Raw genomic sequence first — 18,284 nt, 5'->3', positions numbered from 1 at the left:
CTTATCTCTTACACCAGCGTGCTGCCGAATAAACAATTGCCCACATGATTTACACTTATATCGCTGTTTTTTATTCTGCTTGCCCCACTTTATTACATCCGTGCTCTTACAGGTCAAACACGCCTTTTTTTGACGATTTCATATAACAAAAAAAGCAAATTGAAACCGATTTCAATTTGCTTGATGTATATTCCTTTATTACAGTCGATTACAAATATTCTACCAACTATTTTTGGCAATTATATCAAATTTAAAAAGATTTAGCGCATCGGTGTAAATCCGGCAAATCGGCTTTAATTATTGGTTATCCCTGGTGTAATTAACGGAGCCAGGGTATACGATGATTTACGGGGCGAACGCATAAACCGGCGCAAATTGGTTTTTATGCTGGTGATAAACTCGTAATCGGTGGCGGTTTTTACCAGGAAGTAGCCGGGGCGGTAACGTTGCATAAAATCGGTAAGCTGCTGGTCTTTAAGGCGGGTTACGCTGGCCACAAACGCGCGGTTAAAACGGAAATCAATCTCGCGCTGGTGGTAATCTTCTTCTATCGTTGTACGTAATTTAGCGGCATTGCGGCCGCTGCGGCTAAAGGCATTGTACAAAGCATCAATACCTATGCCCGCCCCCATGCCGGGTGCCACAGACAACAGGCTTTGGCTATATTCCGATCCGTAAATTTTGGTGAAATCGCGCTTGGTAGCCGCAAATTGCTTCTCGGGTGTAAGCAGCGTATCGCGAATGTATACCTCCCTGAGCATGATAGCCGACCGCTTCATATAAACTGCCATGGCATTACTGCCTGGTACTTTCAGGGTATCGCTGTAATGATCGGCCTTAATAAATATCAGCATATCGCCGGGCTGGGCATCTATGGAAAACTCGCCTTTAAGGTTATTGTAAAAAGATTTGCCTGTAGTGGCGTTCACAATATTTACCTTGGCAATACGGTCTTTGCTGTCTTTATCAAATACAATACCCTCCAGCTGTTTTTGCTGTGCAAAAAGCCGAACAGATAACGTGCAGAAAAACAGGAACAACCATACTTTCATTGTGGCGCCAAAAATAAAACTTAGGCTTTAATTAGCCGTGTTTTTAACAACAATTAACTTTTGGGGAGGGGAAAGAATCAAGAGTTAAGAATCAAGAGTTAAGACTTTTGTCCGTAGCCTACTCATTTGGTGTGCTTAAAGTATACAAATTAGCATTGGCGCCTGATTGCATCGTACGTCGAAAACAATGCTCCCTGCAAAATTTTTCTCCTGTCTTGATTCTTAACTCTTGATTCTCTCCTCCCCCCTCACTTCACTACTACCAGTTTTTGCCCAATGTGGATATTATTATCTGGTATACTGTTTAACGCTTTTAGCTCGTCAACAGTTATACCAAAACGTTTAGATATGTTGTATAGTGTATCGCCCTGTTTTACGGTGTATATCTTATCGTCGGGTTTGGTTTTGGTAAGGGTATCTGTGTTGGCTTTGCCAATGTTGTCATTAATTTGCGATAGCACACGGTCTTCGCGTTTAATTTTGGATGCTTCGCCTTCGGCGCGGTCGTACTGGTCCAGGTTGTATTTTACAATAAGGTTTATAAGCAGTTCGGGGTATTTGGGGTTGGTAGCATAGCCTGCTGCCTTCAAACCGCGGGCCCAGCCTTCATAATCGTTTTTATCCAGCTCAAATAGTTTGGCGTAGTTTTTCCGTTTTAAAAAGGTAGAGTGATCACGGAATGAGTCTTCGGGGTTATCATACACCCTGAAACAATCGTTAACCTGGTCGTCATCTTTATAATAGCTTTTTCCTTTCCAGTCGGCAGTGCATTTTATGCCAAAGTGGTTGTTGGCAAAGCGGGCCAGATCGCTGTTGCCGGCGCCCGATTCAAACAGGCCCTGGGCAAGTGTAATACTGGCGGGAATGCCATACTGGTTCATTTCCTGTATGGCAATGGCCTTAAAACGATCAATATAATCTAAACTCGACAGCGATTTATAGCCCGCCATAGAAGCGCTGTTGGCTTTTTGGATATTGCTGTTGTTGCGACGTACATCGCGGTTGGAGATAGAGTTCCTGGAGTTTTTTGAAGATGATACTGTTTTACGTGCCGAGCATGAGGTAAAACAAATAACACCAATTAAAAAAAAGTAACGCGTTTTATTCATACAGCTAAACCGGGTATTTGGCATTTTTATTAAAATGCCAAAATAGGTTTATTGTTTGGCTTCTGCTAATTCTTTAGGCTGTGTTGCAGGGTTTTCGTCCAAATCGTTCAGGTCGTATTTTTTAATGATACCTAAAACCTGTGCTGCCCATTTGCGGCTGCTGGCATAACCACTGCGCTGGATGCCTTTTGCCCAGCCGGTGTAATCATAGTGGCTAAGTGCATCGGCCAGGTGGCTGAATTGTTTGCGCTCGGTCATGATGCGGGCAAAATCCTGGAATGAATCTAAAACCGAATCATATTTTTTATAGGATGAGCGTACTTTTTTGTTGTGTTTGATAAAAACTACACTGCCTCCGCCCTTTACTCCAAACTGATTGTTAAGGCTTTGGGCTATGGTGCTGTTGCCACAGCCGGATTCATGCATGGCTACACCTAAAACGATGCTTGCCGGGATACCGGTTTCGTGCATAATACGAATGGCATCATCTTTGAACTTCTCGATATAAGATTGTGAAGTGTTTTTTTGTGCTGAAGCAGCAATTGTTGAAATCAACAGGGCGGTAATCAGTAAGATTTTCTTCATAATTTATTTTTTTCTGATAACCAGTAAGCCGTCGCGTACAGGCAGGATCAGTTTTTCTACCCTGTTATCAACAGCTATGTGGTCATTTAGTTTGCGAATTCCTTGCGTATCGGCATCATTTTCGGGGCCGTACACCTTTCCTTTCCACAAAACGTTATCAATTATTATTAATCCTCCGGATCTGACTTTGTCAAAAACCAATTGAAAGTAAGTAAAATTATTTTTTTTATCAGCATCAATAAATACCAAATCGAAAATATCAGCCTGTAAATCAGCAATAATGGCCTCTGCCTGCCCAAAATGCAGCTTTATTTTATTTTCAACATTTGTTAGTTTAAAGTGTGAATTGATGATATCCTCCATTTCGCGGTTCACCTCGATGGTATGGAGGATGCCTCCCTCTGCCAATCCTTCGGCCAGGCAAATGGCCGAGTAGCCGGTAAAGGTGCCAATCTCCAGGATACATTTAGGGGCCACCAGTTTGCTCAAAAAACTCAGCAGCCGCCCCTGGTAATGACCCGACAACATATGCGGGCGCAGCACCTTTAAATGCGTTTCGCGGTTCAGTTGCTGCAAAGCTTCCGGCTCCGGATCGCAATGGTCATCTAAGTACGCCTGGAGGGCTATAGGGAGAATATCCATGCCGCAAAGGTAAGGAATTTGTTTTTAATGCAGCAATACGGTAATTTGTATGTTGATATACAGTTAGTTGTGGTTTGTTGTTAAATAAAAATGACTGTTGAGATGCAAAATGTGTTCCAGTTGGTAACGCTGTTTTGCCCCTCACTTAAAAGGCCGGTTTTTGGGTATTAATGCATAAAATCAAACCAAAGCGTTCCGGTTATTTTATCGCCGCTGGCATGGTTGGTTTGGCTTTGCGGCCCCATTACTTTTGCCGGTTGAAATTTGGTACCGATAGGAGCAATGGCATTTAAAAAACCGATACTTCCTTCCGGAAAAGCCGGCTCCACATTGTTATTGCTCAACGCATCTTTTTCCCTTGCCGGGTGCAGCATTTGCAGATAAGTGTTTTTATCGGCAGCGTAAACAGTAAACGGCGACTCCTTATTTTCGATAGTTACCCAATTAACTTCGGCATGATAACCTTTAAATTCCGGATATCCCCAGGTTTCGCCGGTAATGGTATTGTTATAAGCTTTGTGCCAAATACCAAACTGCTGGCCTTTCAGCCGGTTTTTCCAAACGCGGTAGGGGCCGCGGCCAAGCCATTTCATGCCGGTAATTTTTTCTTCGGGGTAATTGAAGGTGATACCCATAAAATCGGCATCGCCCTGTTGTACGTATTGGTACTCCAGTTTAATAGGGTGCCCGGCAGCGAAAGTCCAGGTTACGTGTAATGAGCCCGCGCCCTGGTAGTCGGCTTCTACAACATATTTTCCGGCGTCGGCTTTGTGTGTAAACTGTTTTAGTTGGGTATTAACACCTGCCAATACCGGCCCGCCCGATAATGAAATTGCATTTGCCGGTTTACGCACTTTTTGAATGTAACCGGTAACCTTATCAAAATCATAGCTAATGCCATCGCATTTGATGCTTAATAATTTATCTGTCTCTGTTGTTTTTATAGCCGATTTAGCCGGCGACGCAGCGATTTTGGAGGCAATAGCGGCCGGTGTGCTAATGGCCCAGCTCCAGGTAAATATTTCTTTCTTATCGGGTCCGTAAGCTGTTAGGTATAGCGCATCATTTTTTTTCCATGATGCAGGCAGCGCTAAATTCAAGGTGCCTTTCTCGCCCGGTTTAAGCGCAATGGTTTTTAGTAAACCGGTGGCCGTTACTATAGCGGTGGTAGTTTTACTTTGTGCCGATGGGAATTTAACCAGTTTCCACTTAAAACTACATTGATTAAGGTTAGTGAACGAATATCGATTTTCGACAGCTATTTTACCATCAAAACCGGCATCAACAGGCTGCGGATTGATATAAACCGGCGACCAGATTTCTTTTATGGCATAAAAGCTACCCTCTATTTCGCGATGTGGCCCAACAATGCCGTCAGGGGCATGGTTACCGTCAGAATCATAGGTGTTGTTTTTATCGGTACGGATTACGGCCTCATCTAAAAACGCCCAGATAAAACCACCGGCTCCATGCGGATGTTTTACCATCTGCCCCCAAAAATCATCAAGCCCGGCTGCGGCGCCGCCATCATATAGGCCGTGCATAAACTCTGTGGGAAAGAAAACTTCCTGTCCGTTGGCCGCTGCATTAACCATGTAATTGTAATCGGGGTAATGTTTGGTGTCGGTGCCATTGAATTTTTCCCAGGGGTGAATCACGGTGCGTTTTTGCGGATCATATAAAGCATAGTCATTATCAAGCCCCCGGTTAAAGCCCCCCTCGTTACCGTTATCCCAAAACAGGATGGAGGGGTGGTTTACATCGCGTACTACCAACTCTTTAACCAGTTTACGGCCTACCACAGTATCGTATTTAGCCTGCCAGCCGGTAAGCTCATCCAACACATATATGCCTAACGAATCGCAAACATCCAAAAAATCACGATCGGGCGGGTAGTGCGACATGCGGACTGCATTCATATTCATTTCCTTCATCAGCTTCACATCCATCAAGTGAACACCATGGCTCAGGGTACGCCCGGTTTCGGGCCAAAAGCTATGCCTGTCGCTACCCTTCATCATTATTTTTGCACCGTTTACATACAAACCATCGCTGGTGCGCAGCTCGACAGTACGAAAGCCAAATTTTTGTTTAACCCGGTGAACAGTGCCCGTTTTGTTTTTTACAGTAACTACAACCTGGTATAAATTGGGGAATTCCGCGCTCCATAGTAACGGTTTAGCAAAATTGGCTTGTAATTCAACATGGTCGGCTGCCGGGTTTGCGTTAGCATTAAATGGCTTGCCTACATTTTGCCCATTAAGGGTTTGTACCTGGCCTTCAATCAGCTCATCGCCCTTTAAGTTTTGAGCATATACATCTAAGCGGAAAGAGCCATCGGCCTTCGCGTTTACCGCCATCCTTTCAATAAAAGTTTCCGGAACAATTTCCAGGTAAACAGGCCGGTAAATTCCCCCAAAAACCCAAAAGTCGCTATTGCGGCGCTCGGCATCATTTACCGATGAGTTTGCCGATGTTTTATCAACCGTTACTTCGAGCAGGTTTTGCGCGTTAGGTTTTACCAAATCGGTTATATCATATTTAAACTGATAAAAACTACCCTGGTGTGCCGGGCCGGCCAGTTTGCCGTTAATTGTAACTTTGGTATCGGTCATCGATCCTTCAAAAACGATATAAACCTTTTTGCCGGTTAGGTTATCAGCAAAAAACTCATGTTTATATAAGCCCTGCTCGTTGCCTTTAACTTTGTCGTGCCCATAGTTATAGGTGCCAAAGCCTTGCAACTCCCAGTTTGATGGTACAGGGATCTTTGTCCATACGCCGCTTTTTCTTCCCCCGGTGCAATAAAAATCCCAGGGTATGGTATGGTCTTTATCCGTTCCCGACAAGTATTTAACAATGGTTTCCTGCGAAAACACATCGAAGCAAAGGAGCATGAACAATAAGGGCAGAAATATCTTTTTCATAGTTTTGATTGTATGGAAATTGATGGCACAGGTTCAATCAGTAAACAAGGTTAATTACTCCTGAGCGATTAAAAAAAAATATCCCCAAATAAAACTGTGYAATCGTTCCCGGAAATAATTTAAACTACAAGGGCAAAATCAAAAGCACTGAAAAATTTGGTTCGATGACGGGTTGTATGGGCCACCATTTTTAATTGTGTTATTGGCATGGTTTAATTTATCCATCGGCCCAGGAGTAGGGCGGTGGCAAAGTTGGCAGTTTTAAAACCTAAGATGCCCGATTTTTCAGGCTGCTTTTTCTGAACTTTTGCGCAAAAAATCTTCATTTTATTTTTGTGTTAATAAATGCACCATTTGTATCAATAAATACCGCATTAGTTACTGAAAAGTGTGAATTAATACCTTATTTTTAACTATTTATGCATGAATATAGGGCGGTTTTAAAATATAAAAGGAAGCATGTAAATTTGTACTATTTATCAGCACAGAAAAACAGTTTCTATATTGTTTTGCCCAGGATTGGATTTGTGAAATCCGCTCTGATTTTGTGAATTATTGTCTGTTAATTTTAACACCCACACTACAAGTCATTGATCCAAAAATTTTCAGTCAAAGCGGAATGATCACACTGTCAATCAGTTGTTAAAATCTGTTAAATCCCTCAATTTTCATTCTAACTACAGATTGTTCAGTTAATATTGAGGTAAAAGTTATCCTTACCCGGTTAATCGACACAATAATGGCATTCATCCGCACCTGGTTATTAATGCGGGTTTATAGTTGCAAGTTCGTGGTTAACAACGGTATTTAAACTTTAAGTGTTATTATTCTTTTCCCCTAATTATGCGTTAAATGAAAATATTAACAATGGTATTTTTCTTTCTTATTTCATCGCCTGTTAACTGGCTTGGCGATTTTAGCAAAGCCCGGACCGAGGCACAACAATCGCACAAATTAATATTGATAAACTTTTCAGGATCAGACTGGTGCGGGCCATGTATCAGGCTGCGAAAAGAGATCCTTGAATCGTCGGTATTTGAAAACTATGCAGCAGATCATCTTTTACTGGTGCGTGCAGATTTTCCGCGCCAAAAGAAAAACCAGCTAAGTAAAGATCAGGTAAAGTTAAATGAGGCACTGGCCGATAAATATAACGCCGAAGGTAAATTTCCGTTCACCCTTTTGGTTGATGAACATGGCAAAGTTTTAAAACAATGGGATGGTTACCCTGATGAAACGCCTGAAAAATTTATTGAACAGATAAATCAGTTTGCCAATGGTAGCAACTAAAGTTGAAGCAGGCGCTCCAACGCTGCACAAACGCAGTTTGCGACTGATGGGCAACCGCTTTGAGTTAAGTGTAGTTGCAGATAACCAGCAATGGGCCAATGAGTGTATTGATGCCGGGGTTGGGGAGATAAAACGTATTGAAGCTTTACTTACTACATTTAACAATGATAGCGAAACCAACCAGGTGAATAACAATGCAGGCATTAAGCCCGTGCAAGTAAGCCGCGAAACATTTGAATTGGTAAAACGCTCCATCATGATATCAAATGTAACCCAGGGGGCATTTGATATTACCTATGGTTCAGTTGATAAACGGTTGTGGAATTTCGATCAGCAAATGACCTCGCTGCCCGACCCTGTTACCGCAAAAAGTATGGTCCGCCTGATCAACTACCGCAACATTGTACTTGACGAACAAAACTGCACTATTTTTTTACGCGAGCGGGGAATGCGGATAGGCTTTGGCGGGATTGGAAAAGGCTACGCGGCCGAAAGGGCCAAACAAATAATGCAGGATAAAGGCGTAGTAAGCGGGGTTGTAAATGCCTCTGGCGACCTTACAGCCTGGGGCTATCAGCCCGATGGAAAAAAATGGACCGTAGGTGTTGCCAATCCCGATGCTTCCAACCAGATTTTTTCATACCTAAGTATTTCGGGACTGGCGGTTGCTACCTCTGGTAATTACGAAAAGTTTGTGATTATTGATGGCAAAAGGTATTCTCATACCATTAACCCACGCACAGGTATGCCTGTGGCGGGTATTAAAAGCGTAACCATTATTACTACCAACGCCGAAATAGCCGATGCAATGGCTACCCCCGTTACCATCATGGGCGTGTATGCCGGCCTCGACCTGATAAACCAGATGAATGACATTGAAGCCATAATAATTGACGACGACGATAATTTATATACCTCAAATAATATTAATTTAACTTAATACCCCTATTAAATGACTCATAAACTGGTTAAAATAGCCGGCTGCCTTTTGCTGGCAACATCGCTTACATCGTGTGTACACCTTAAGGAGTATCAAAAAAGCAGGATCAATGATTCGGAGATGGCATTGAGCAACCGAAAAGTGGAGCGGAACGAATTAAATTTTCAATCCTATCGTGAAGCGGCATCAGGTGCCAACGCAGGTAAAACCGGCGGTGGCTGCGGTTGCAATTAATATTAAACCCTGATTCTGTAATTCCATGAAGAAAATATATTTATCCGTGTTGGGGTTTTCCCTGATATGCAGGATGAGTGCGTATGCACAAACATCAAAAGATAGCATTATTCGCCTTAACCCGGGTTTCAGCCTGGCATCATCAACCGGTCAGGATACCAACGCATACCGGCCGCGGAGGTTAAGGGTTGATGAAGTTAACCTGGTATCAAGCTATTACAAACAAAATGGTAACCACTCGGCGGTTACCGGGGGCATTGGTACCGAAAACGTAACGGATATTGCAAATGGCATCGACCTGAAACTGGTATGGTTGGGCAATACATTAAATAAAAACACGCTATCCGTAGGCCTTGGGTTTGATCATCACACCTCGGCGTCAGCTGCCTATGTTTCGCAAACGGGGGCGTCAAATACCGGTGGCAGCCGGGTATATCCATCGCTGGATTGGACAGTTGAAAACACCAAAAAAGGGACAAGCTTCGGCGTAGGAAGCTATTATTCCGGCGAGTATAATTACCAATCGCTTGGCGCCGATTTACATTTCTCGGCCAAAACAGCAAACCGGATGGGCGAGTTTGGCGTAAAGCTACAGGGCTATTTTGACCATGTTAAGCTGATCTATCCATCGGAGTTTATTCCGACATCAACTACAACGGTTACCACGGTTACAACAGCAAGCGGCAATTCATCAAGTTCTGAAAGTGGTGGCAAAGCCAATATTCCATCAAGCCCAAGAAACACTTATACGGCGTCATTCTCCTACTCACAAATAGTAACCTCAAGGTTGCAGATCATGTTCCTGGCCGATGTGGTTACCCAGCATGGCTTTTTAAGCCTGCCATTTCACCGGGTATATTTTTCGAATGGAAAAGATACGATAGAAAGGCTGCCATCATCGCGGTTTAAGCTGCCTTTAGGCTTCAGGGCCAATTACTTCCTGGGCGATAATGTTATCCTGCGGTCGTACTACCGGTATTATACCGATAATTGGGGCAGCAAATCAAATACTGCCAATCTTGAAATAGCATACAAGGTTACGCCATTCTTTTCCATATCTCCGTTTTACAGGTACTATACGCAAACAGCGGCCAAATACTTTGCGCCTTATGAGCAAAACAGCCCAACGCAGGCATATTTTACCAGTAATTACGAATATGCAAAGTTCAACAGCCAGTTTTTTGGCGCCGGTTTTAGGATAGCGCCCCCTAAAGGTGTGTTAGGCTGGGAAAACTTACACGAATTGGAACTAAGATATGGCCATTACAAGCAAAATGTGGGTTTGGTATCTGATGTGGTATCGGTAAGCCTTGGGTTTAAATAAGATAACAACTATCAAAATTAAAAGCCCGGTAAAGTTTTAAATTTTACCGGGCTTTACCTATTTTGTTCGTCACTATGGAAAACACCGACGACCTTTTTGACAAACCGCTGAGCGACGACCCGGAAGAAAACCTGCGGATGGAAAACGAACTGCTGCGTTTAAAATTGCAGGCCGAATTGGGCGCCGATCCGCACATGATTAACCCTGTTGACCCGGAAATTGAAAATATTTTTTTAAAGAACATTTTTGATTTTGAGCATAATTACGCCAATTCAAAACGGATTAAGGTTTATGATTTGCTTGGGCAGCCCGAATTTATACCAGCAGATAGATTAAACGATGTACAGATAACCGAGGCCTTGCAGCAGATAACCGACCTGCTCTTCAGCAAAAATATTGTTGTCGATTTTTCTGACGATTTGGACGATCGCACCAAATATGTTTTTATTACTGAAGAGTTGTTTGATCACGAGACTGACGATTTCTCGATTCCGGGCATGACAAGCCATTTTGATTATGAAGAGTTTCATCCTAACCATACAGCTAATATTGAAAATAAGGCCCTGGAGTTTTTATCGGAATGGTTTAAACAGAATTTTGGCGAGCGAAGCTGGGTACTGGGCGATTCGTTTGTGGCTCCCGACAGGAAAACCTACAGCAGGGTTGAAATAGTGCACCAGCTTAACAATATTTTTAACGCTTACACGGCCTTTAATAACGAAGAATATTTTATTTACGACATCGGTTTTCAACTGCAACCCGGCTCAAATTCGGGCCTTGGCCATGCCGAGGGATCGGTAAAATATGATGCCGTGCTGGAAAACAACGAAACCATTCATTTTGAAGGGCCATTTAAACTATACTTTTCCCTGGAAGGCAATTGGTGGAGCATTTTTCATCTTGTATTCCCAGGGTTTAAATATCCCTGAATTTAGGTTTTAAGTCGGAAGTTTTAAGTTCTAAGTCAAAAGAGAATAAATACCTTTCGACTTAGAACTTAAGACTCTTGACTTAGTACTCCAGACCTAGCCCTACTCGCTTTCCAGCGTTGTAAAGCACCTGGCGCTCAGCTTAAATACTGCCTGCTTGTTATTAACCCCAATATTGCGTTTTTGACTAACGTTATGGTCTTTGTCGGTAACGTAAACCTTAAGCCTGGTAACAGATGCCGGTAAGCCCTTTAAATAAACTTTACGCGCGGCACTGTTATTTACCATGTGGATAACGTATTTGCGCTGGCCAGCATCGCCCAAAGCCGCGCATGATATAGCAGGTTTATCAACTGTTACCGCCAGGGCTTTGAGGCCAGCCGGGGTTGAAGCCAGCTGCTTTAGCTGCCAAAAACGCTGGGTTGGTTTCAATGGCTCGTTATTGCCAAAAATACCGCCGCCGCTCAAAGGCGAATAATCTGCCGTGAGCTGCCATTGTAAAATAGATAATGGCTGGCATATAGCCAGTAGTCGGGTATACAGGTTAATCTCTTCAAGCGCGTATGATTGCTCTTCAAAGTAGGCCGGATATTCCCATGCGGCGGCATCAATACTACCTTCGCCAACCAAAAGGGGCAGGTTTAGTTTGGCGGCGGCATCGGCCCATTTTTGAAGGGTTGGGGTATCCCAGCCGCGCCAGGAGTGAAAGGATAACGCGCCGATGTATGGCCTGGCTTCCGGGTCATTCATGGCCGGGTAAATGAATTTGTAGGTGGTGGCATCTGAGTTATCGCCCAGCAGCAATTTGGTTTTTAAGCCTTTATCTGCAAAATATTTACCCAGGCCTTTTATCAGCGCCAGGTGCTCCTGACCTGTTTGGCGGATGTTGATACCCAGGTCCGATTCATTGAACGAAAAGTAAGTAACCTCAACGCTGTAATGGTTTTTGAGGTAGATAATATAATCGGTAATTGATTTGTAAATCTGCTGGGTGTTATCATTATTAAGCGGGTTACCCCAAACGCCATCCGGTGTGGGGCGGTATTTTAGTTTACCAACAACTGCCCACTGCGGCGGCGCCCATGCCGTTAAAACTACCGGCATGTTCATTTGGCCCAGCCGTTGCGCCATCTCCATCGACTGTTTGACGTGGTTATTCAGCTTACCACTGTCGGCCATAGCTATAGGATCGGTACTGATATCCGGTTGCCAATCGCGCCAGGGCATCTCTACCCGGCCCCAGGCTACCCGCAGATTTTTCAAACAGTAATCTATTACCTGCGGGTCGGTTTTAGCGTTTTGTAAACGGAAGTTGCCACCCAGCCCGGCAAATTCGCGGCCCTGTACGGCGGTATTCAGCTGGATAGTTGCATCGGTGTTATCGATATCGCCGGCTACTTTAATCTCGAAGGTTTTCTCAAATAAATCACCCTTTTTTAGCGTGCCTTCGCAAATTGGGAAGTACAGCTGGATGTATTTTAAATCGTCGCTTTGCGGCCTTATAATAAGCGCAGCCTCATTAGTGCTGACGCTGAATTGTTGCATGGGTGATTTAAAGGTAATGCCTTTAGCCGTTACCGTAGGCATATCATCTTTAAGTACTTCTGTTGCCAAGGCCTGGTCTTTTAGCGTAACCTGGCTGGCTGTATATGCCGCTTTGGGCAACCGCAGGCCCAGGTAAACGCCTATAATGCTGGTATCCCTGCGCACATTGCAGGTAATATTTATTTTGATTTTGCCCTTGCCTATGTCGGTAACAGTCTCTGTAAATACCAGGCTATCAATGGCGGTATTTACAGTTTCAACATCGCCATCTCTTTTAAATTTCGGCCGCTGGCGCTCCTTTGCTGTCGCGTTTATTTTGTGCCAACTGTTGCCAACCACATCAATACTGCTGTTAAAATCCATAAGCTGGCCTTGTACGCGAATGCCGTTCAGGTTGCCGTAGGGCATCAGTTCGGCCTGGGCCTGGCTTTTTTGAACAACAAGCGTGCATATAGCAGCCAGGAAAAAGATGGTTTTGGTTATATATCCCGAAGATTGATGATTCATGATGCTGTTAAACTATTTGAATATTGGTGTGATCGGCGATTTTGGATTCGGCAAATTTCGCTAACCTGTTTAAAATAGAATTGTCCAATATAGTTCAATAAACACGGCATCATGTCTATCGGTTTATTTTGTATCAGCTTTTATCAAATGAATACCAGTTGGCCCGCCATCCTACCATTCAAACGACAAGACTTCCTCACTATCTATAAGCCATTGATTAAATAAAGCAAGGTTATTTTCCCTGCCCCATATTTCAAACTCCAGGATGGTTTGCACATCTTTACGTGAAGTTTTCATTTTAACTATTTTCAGCTTCAGCGGGCTTACCTGGTTGTACAGGGTGCTTAGCTGGCAGGTGTTTTTAAAAACCAGCCGGTAATGGCGGTGTTCAAATTTATTATCTATCCAAATCTGGATAAAATCAAGGGCGTACAATACAAACAGGGTGGCGACCAGCGCAAGCGCGGCAAGGGCAAATTCGCCAATACCTAAAAGCATCCCTAAGGCCGCCGAAATCCATATAGATGCTGCTGTGGTAATTCCCGACACAGCGGAGTTGGTACGAAATATTACCCCTGCACCAATAAAGCCCACACCGGTAATAATATTGGCCGCAATCCGGTCGCGGTTGGTTTCAACCCCCAGCATATAGGAGCATATGGTAAAAACAGTAGCCCCAAGGCAAATCAGCGCCAACGTTCTGAACCCCGCCGATTTGCCCCTTATCTCCCGTTCCAGCCCAAGAATACAGCCGGTTACAATTGCCAAAAACAGTTTTAGTATTTCGTGGCCATATATGTTATGGTTAGGGTTCAGTAAAACGGTGCTATCAAAATTCATGGGTAATTAATATTGGCAATTCGGTTTAATAGTTGTAAACTATAGTTAAAAGTAAAAGTTTAAAACAATAACTACCTATTATATTTTTATTGTGGTTACGAAAGCCAGATTTTATGAACTAATACCTCAAAATCACAATGTATTCCGTCCGATCAGACTATTTTTAAATCTTTTATGGCTATTTTAAGTTCATGGATGTGCCGACATTTGATATAGAATATCAAAGCAAAAAAAACATGAACACTATATTAGCTCCATACAGCACAAAAACACTTCAGTTAAAAAATCACCTGGTAATGGCTCCAATGACGCGTAGCAGGGCCATTGGCAATATCCCTAACGATTTAATGGCCGAATACTACCACCAGCGCAGCGGCGCAGGCCTTATTGTTACCGAAGGTACATCGCCATCGTCCAATGGTTTGGGTTACGCCCGTATCCCCGGCATCTTTAGCGGCGAGCAGGTTGAGGGCTGGAAAAAAGTTACCGGAGCGGTACATGCCGGTAACAGTAAAATATTTGTACAACTAATGCATACAGGTCGCATAGCCCACCAGGCCAATTTGCCCGCGGGGGCTACAGTTGTAGGCGTATCTGCCATAAAAGCGGCAGGCCAGATGCATACCGATAGCATGGGAATGCAGGATTACCCTATTCCTGTAGCCCTTACTACCGAAGCTGTTAAAGCAACCATTGCAGAATATGTGCAGGCGGCAAAAAATGCAGTAGAAGCAGGCTTTGACGGTGTTGAAGTACATGGCGCCAACGGCTACCTGGTTGAACAGTTTTTAAACCCCAACATAAATAACCGTACCGACCAATACGGCGGCGACTATAAAGCCCGCGCATCCTTCGCGCTGGAAGTGGTACAGCAAATTGCCGATGCAATTGGTAAAGAAAAAGTAGGTATCCGTTTTTCGCCCTTCTCAACCCTCGGCGATTTGCAGGAGTATGATGCGGATGAAGTACACAATACTTATGCCTACCTGGCGCAGGAATTAAATAAAATAGGTATCACGTATATTCATATTGGCTTTTCACCAAAAATCCCGCAGAAAACATTTGATGCCATCCGTAGTGCCTTTGAGGAAACCATTATACTTTGTAACGGTAATACACCCGCTACAGCAGCAGATACCTTAGCCAAAGGCTTTGCCGATGTACTTGCATTTGGTCGCCCGTTTTTGGCTAACCCCGATTTTGTGGCCCGTATGGAGCAAAACGCGCCCTTGAATGAGGTTGATTTTACAACTTTATATACCCCGGATGCTCATGGCTATACCGATTACCCGGTAATGGCTGTGGCCTGATAATGGCCGGCAATACTTATATTACATTTATCTATTTTAATTGACGATGGAAAACACACAAAAAACAGTAACATTTGTTGGCCCGGAAGACGGGCCGGGGATTGCCATGGCAGGCAACTCGTACCGGGTAGTAATATCGGGCAGGCAAACCGATGGTAAATACGCGTTGATAGATATGCTGGTACCGCCCGGTGGCGGCCCGGTGCCGCACGCCCACCCCGATGTGCAGGAAAGTTTTTACGTTGTTGATGGCGAAGTTGAGGTAAAATCTGAAGCGGGTAGTTACATTGCAGGCAAAGGCTCATTTGTAAATATCCCTTACGGGGGTATTGTTCATTGCTTCCGCAACAAATCCAACCAAATGGCTCATTTGCTTTGTACGGTAATGCCTGCCGGCATGGAAGATTTTTTTACGGAAGCTGGCGAAGCCGCACCTTTCGGCACATTTTTACCGCCGCCGCCAATGACCAACGAGTTAAAAAGCAAAATGGGCGCTTTGGCCGAAAAGTATGGGCAAAGGATATTCCCGCCAGATTACCTGGATAAGTAGGCTTCTTTTGTGATGCTGAGGGTGTAAAATTTTCAAGTGAGAATGCAATGTCGGCGATTCTGAAGGGAGGAATGACATCGTGAAATGGGCTGTCATAATTGGTAAAATTTCGCGAAATTCTGAAGGAGGAAACATCGTAAAAAAGGGCTGTCATGTTGAGTTTGTCGAACTATAACGGGCAAAGGCCTCTCCGCGCGACCCTTCGACAGGCTCAGGGTGACAGGCCTGCGCACCTCGAAAATGAAACATGTAATGGGTAGGAACGAAGTATCTATTCGCGACCTTTTCTATCGGTCACGCATAGTTGATAGATCCTTCGTTCCTCAGGATTGACGGGAAAATCGGATAACAGGCTTTTCAATAACAACCGTTTAAATATATTTTATGCCGATAGAATTTGAATTTGAAGTAGGCAAAGGTTTTCATTTTGGCCAGGCTTTTGCCGGGCGTTTTGACGCCCAAATAGCCCATGACCGGGTAACGCTGCCCGAATCAATAGGCGAAGGGTTTATACAGGAAGTATTCCTGAATAACGGATTATCCCTGTGCATTCATCGGTATTGGCTTAAGGATGATCTTGTTTTGCGCCGACTGGCAGCTTCATCATCAACCATGCTCACTTTAAAGTTTGATTGCAGGCGCATCCCGGTGGAGGAGGCGGAATTACCGAACCGGCCTTTATTTACAGGCAGTAATGGCTGCGAGGTTGAACTGGGCACCGGCAACTTTTTTTCAGAAATGGTTGTTCCGGCCAATCAGCATGTTAATTTCCTGGTTGTTGGCGCATCCCGTCAAACGCTCATCAATACGTTAGATTTGCAGGAGGCCGGCTGCACCATAGCATCGCTGTTGCAGGAAAGCCCATCGTTTGTGCTGCACGAGGTGATGACTTTAGAGATGGAACGCGCGCTAAAACAATTAAGCCGCATTGATGAAACTACCACGCTGGCCACGCTGCTTTACAAAAACAAGGCCGAGGAACTCATATACCTGCTGTTCAGCAAGCTGATGCACCGCGCCGAAACCGCGTCTATCACGGTAGACCAGGCCGATGCCGAAAAGATATACAAACTGCGGGCCGCCATTTTAGCCGATCTGAGCTTAACTCCGCAGCTTCCCGAGTTATCGGGCAAAATAGGTATCGGCCTAACCAAAATGAAACAGCTTTTCCGGCAGATTTTTGGCGATAGTATTTATAACTATTACCAATCGGCCCGGATGAACGAGGCCGCCCGTTTACTGGCCATGCAATCTGTATCCGAAACCGGCTACCAGCTTGGCTTTACCAATTTGAGCCATTTTGGGCGCTTGTTTGAAAGGCACTTCCAGGTAAAACCCAAGCGATATAAAGATGGATTGGCGTTGAGGTAAAGTTATCGCGGGTATAGCCGGCCATATGATCTGCAGAAACCGTGTCAACTAAACCAATTTAGCTGTTATATTAGCGGTCTCAAAAACATCAATTTCATTATGAAAACGGGTATTTACCATAAAACCTTTTTAACTGCGGTGATAGTAGCCGCTATGGCGGTGCCGGCCCGGCATGCTTTGGCCCAGGATAAAAAAACATCGGGCAACCCGGTTGTTGAGGGCTGGTATGCCGATCCGGAAGCTAAAATTTTTAATAAACAATATTGGCTATATCCAACTTACTCGGCTAAATACAACGAGCAGGTTTTCATGGATGCCTTCTCGTCGCCCGACCTGGTACATTGGACCAAGCACCCCCACATTGTTGATACCGTCGGGGTAAAATGGGTTCGCCGGGCGCTTTGGGCGCCTGCAGTTACCGAAAAAGGTGGTAAATATTATATCTTCTTCGGTGCTAACGATATTCAGAACAATAACGAAAAAGGTGGTATCGGCGTAGCCGTAGCCGATAACCCGGCTGGCCCGTTTAAAGATTACCTGGGCAAGCCGCTAATAGATCAGATTATTAACAAAGCACAGCCTATTGATCAGTTTGTTTTTAAGGATGATAACGGCCAATACTATATGATATACGGCGGCTGGGGCCAATGTAATATTGTAAAACTAAAAGACGACTTTACCGGCGTGGTGCCTTTTGAAGATGGTGTTACCTACAGAAAGATAACTCCCGAGGGCTATGTAGAGGGACCGGTAATGTTTAAACGCAAAGGCAAATACTACTTTATGTGGAGCGAAGGCGGTTGGACAGGCCCCGATTACCGGGTAGCTTACGCCGTAGGCGATACCCCGTTCGGTCCGTTTAAGCGGATAGCTACTATTTTAAAGCAGGATGCCAGCATTGCCACCGGCGCGGGCCACCATTCGGTTATTAACGTGCCTGGCACGGATGAATGGTACATTGTATACCACCGCCGACCATTGACCGAGACCGACGGCAACCACCGCGTAATGTGCATTGATAAAATGTACTTTGATAAAGACGGCATGATACAGCCGGTGAAGATAACCAACGAAGGCGTTGCGGCAAGGGTGCTGCGGTAGAGATGTGCAGATTGCAGATTTCAGATGT

General features: G+C 44.4%; 17 protein-coding genes. 9 read left to right on the top strand and 8 right to left on the bottom strand.

Translation table 11 applies throughout. From position 1 onward, the window contains the following. The 6 genes from AC1DU2_RS22150 to AC1DU2_RS22125 form a co-directional block, all read right to left on the bottom strand. Positions 1–117, bottom strand: a 117-nt coding sequence (locus AC1DU2_RS22150) for an IS1/IS1595 family N-terminal zinc-binding domain-containing protein (RefSeq protein ID WP_477356830.1), incomplete at its 3' end; no start/stop codon positions are given. Positions 118–293: 176 nt separating this feature from the next. Beyond that, positions 294–1,052: a hypothetical protein gene (locus AC1DU2_RS22145; protein ID WP_477354592.1), complete on the bottom strand. Its 759-nt coding sequence runs from the start codon at positions 1,050–1,052 to the stop codon at positions 294–296. 248 nt (positions 1,053–1,300) lie between these two features. Beyond that, positions 1,301–2,161 (bottom strand): glucosaminidase domain-containing protein, encoded by an 861-nt coding sequence (locus AC1DU2_RS22140; RefSeq protein WP_477386935.1) that lies wholly within the window; start codon positions 2,159–2,161, stop codon positions 1,301–1,303. 48 nt (positions 2,162–2,209) lie between these two features. Further along, complete coding sequence (locus AC1DU2_RS22135) at positions 2,210–2,746, bottom strand: glycoside hydrolase family 73 protein (protein ID WP_477354586.1); 537 nt, start codon at positions 2,744–2,746, stop codon at positions 2,210–2,212. A 3-nt stretch (positions 2,747–2,749) separates the two neighbouring features. Next, positions 2,750–3,388: an O-methyltransferase gene (locus AC1DU2_RS22130; protein WP_477386933.1), complete on the bottom strand. Its 639-nt coding sequence runs from the start codon at positions 3,386–3,388 to the stop codon at positions 2,750–2,752. A gap of 167 nt (positions 3,389–3,555) precedes the next feature. After that, entirely contained in the window at positions 3,556–6,315 is a 2,760-nt protein-coding gene (locus tag AC1DU2_RS22125; protein WP_477386931.1) for a glycoside hydrolase family 2 TIM barrel-domain containing protein, read from the bottom strand. Between the two features lie 852 nt (positions 6,316–7,167). Here AC1DU2_RS22125 and AC1DU2_RS22120 point away from each other — a divergent pair. The 5 genes from AC1DU2_RS22120 to AC1DU2_RS22100 all read left to right on the top strand — a co-directional run bounded on the left by AC1DU2_RS22120 (position 7,168) and on the right by AC1DU2_RS22100 (position 11,032). Next, positions 7,168–7,605: a thioredoxin family protein gene (locus AC1DU2_RS22120; protein WP_477386929.1), complete on the top strand. Its 438-nt coding sequence runs from the start codon at positions 7,168–7,170 to the stop codon at positions 7,603–7,605. Then, a complete protein-coding gene (locus AC1DU2_RS22115; RefSeq protein WP_477354574.1) occupies positions 7,592–8,545 on the top strand; it encodes an FAD:protein FMN transferase in 954 nt (317 codons plus the stop codon). Before AC1DU2_RS22120 ends, AC1DU2_RS22115 begins: the two co-directional genes overlap by 14 nt. Before the next feature lie 12 nt (positions 8,546–8,557). After that, on the top strand, positions 8,558–8,779 hold the full coding sequence (locus tag AC1DU2_RS22110) for a DUF4266 domain-containing protein (protein ID WP_477354571.1): 222 nt from the start codon (positions 8,558–8,560) through the stop codon (positions 8,777–8,779). A 25-nt stretch (positions 8,780–8,804) separates the two neighbouring features. Continuing rightward, complete coding sequence (locus AC1DU2_RS22105; RefSeq protein ID WP_477386926.1) at positions 8,805–10,103, top strand: DUF3570 domain-containing protein; 1,299 nt, start codon at positions 8,805–8,807, stop codon at positions 10,101–10,103. Between the two features lie 74 nt (positions 10,104–10,177). Next, positions 10,178–11,032, top strand: coding sequence for a hypothetical protein (locus AC1DU2_RS22100; RefSeq protein WP_477386924.1), 855 nt, complete (start codon positions 10,178–10,180; stop codon positions 11,030–11,032). A gap of 102 nt (positions 11,033–11,134) precedes the next feature. On the opposite strand, the gene AC1DU2_RS22095 is transcribed toward AC1DU2_RS22100, so the two are convergent. Both AC1DU2_RS22095 and AC1DU2_RS22090 read right to left on the bottom strand, forming a co-directional pair. Next, positions 11,135–13,084 carry a hypothetical protein gene (locus tag AC1DU2_RS22095; RefSeq protein ID WP_477386922.1) on the bottom strand — a complete coding sequence of 650 codons (1,950 nt, stop codon included), beginning with the start codon at positions 13,082–13,084 and terminating at the stop codon, positions 11,135–11,137. Positions 13,085–13,255: 171 nt separating this feature from the next. Next, a complete protein-coding gene (locus tag AC1DU2_RS22090; RefSeq protein ID WP_477386920.1) occupies positions 13,256–13,924 on the bottom strand; it encodes an MgtC/SapB family protein in 669 nt (222 codons plus the stop codon). Between the two features lie 236 nt (positions 13,925–14,160). Between AC1DU2_RS22090 and AC1DU2_RS22085 the strand changes: the two genes are divergently transcribed. The 4 genes from AC1DU2_RS22085 (at position 14,161) to AC1DU2_RS22070 (ending at position 18,256) form a co-directional block, all read left to right on the top strand. Then, positions 14,161–15,234, top strand: a complete 1,074-nt coding sequence (locus AC1DU2_RS22085; protein WP_477386918.1) for an alkene reductase — start codon at positions 14,161–14,163, stop codon at positions 15,232–15,234. A 46-nt stretch (positions 15,235–15,280) separates the two neighbouring features. Continuing rightward, positions 15,281–15,784, top strand: a complete 504-nt coding sequence (locus AC1DU2_RS22080) for a cupin domain-containing protein (protein WP_477386916.1) — start codon at positions 15,281–15,283, stop codon at positions 15,782–15,784. A 384-nt stretch (positions 15,785–16,168) separates the two neighbouring features. Then, positions 16,169–17,155 carry a helix-turn-helix transcriptional regulator gene (locus AC1DU2_RS22075; protein ID WP_477386914.1) on the top strand — a complete coding sequence of 329 codons (987 nt, stop codon included), beginning with the start codon at positions 16,169–16,171 and terminating at the stop codon, positions 17,153–17,155. 99 nt (positions 17,156–17,254) lie between these two features. Next, complete coding sequence (locus AC1DU2_RS22070; protein ID WP_477354546.1) at positions 17,255–18,256, top strand: glycoside hydrolase family 43 protein; 1,002 nt, start codon at positions 17,255–17,257, stop codon at positions 18,254–18,256. The last annotated feature ends 28 nt before the right edge of the window (positions 18,257–18,284 follow it).

The organism is Mucilaginibacter sp. P4_C11, from assembly GCF_056402115.1.
The sequence above is the reverse complement of the archived record's forward strand: the minus strand, read 5'-3'. Positions and strand labels throughout refer to the sequence as shown.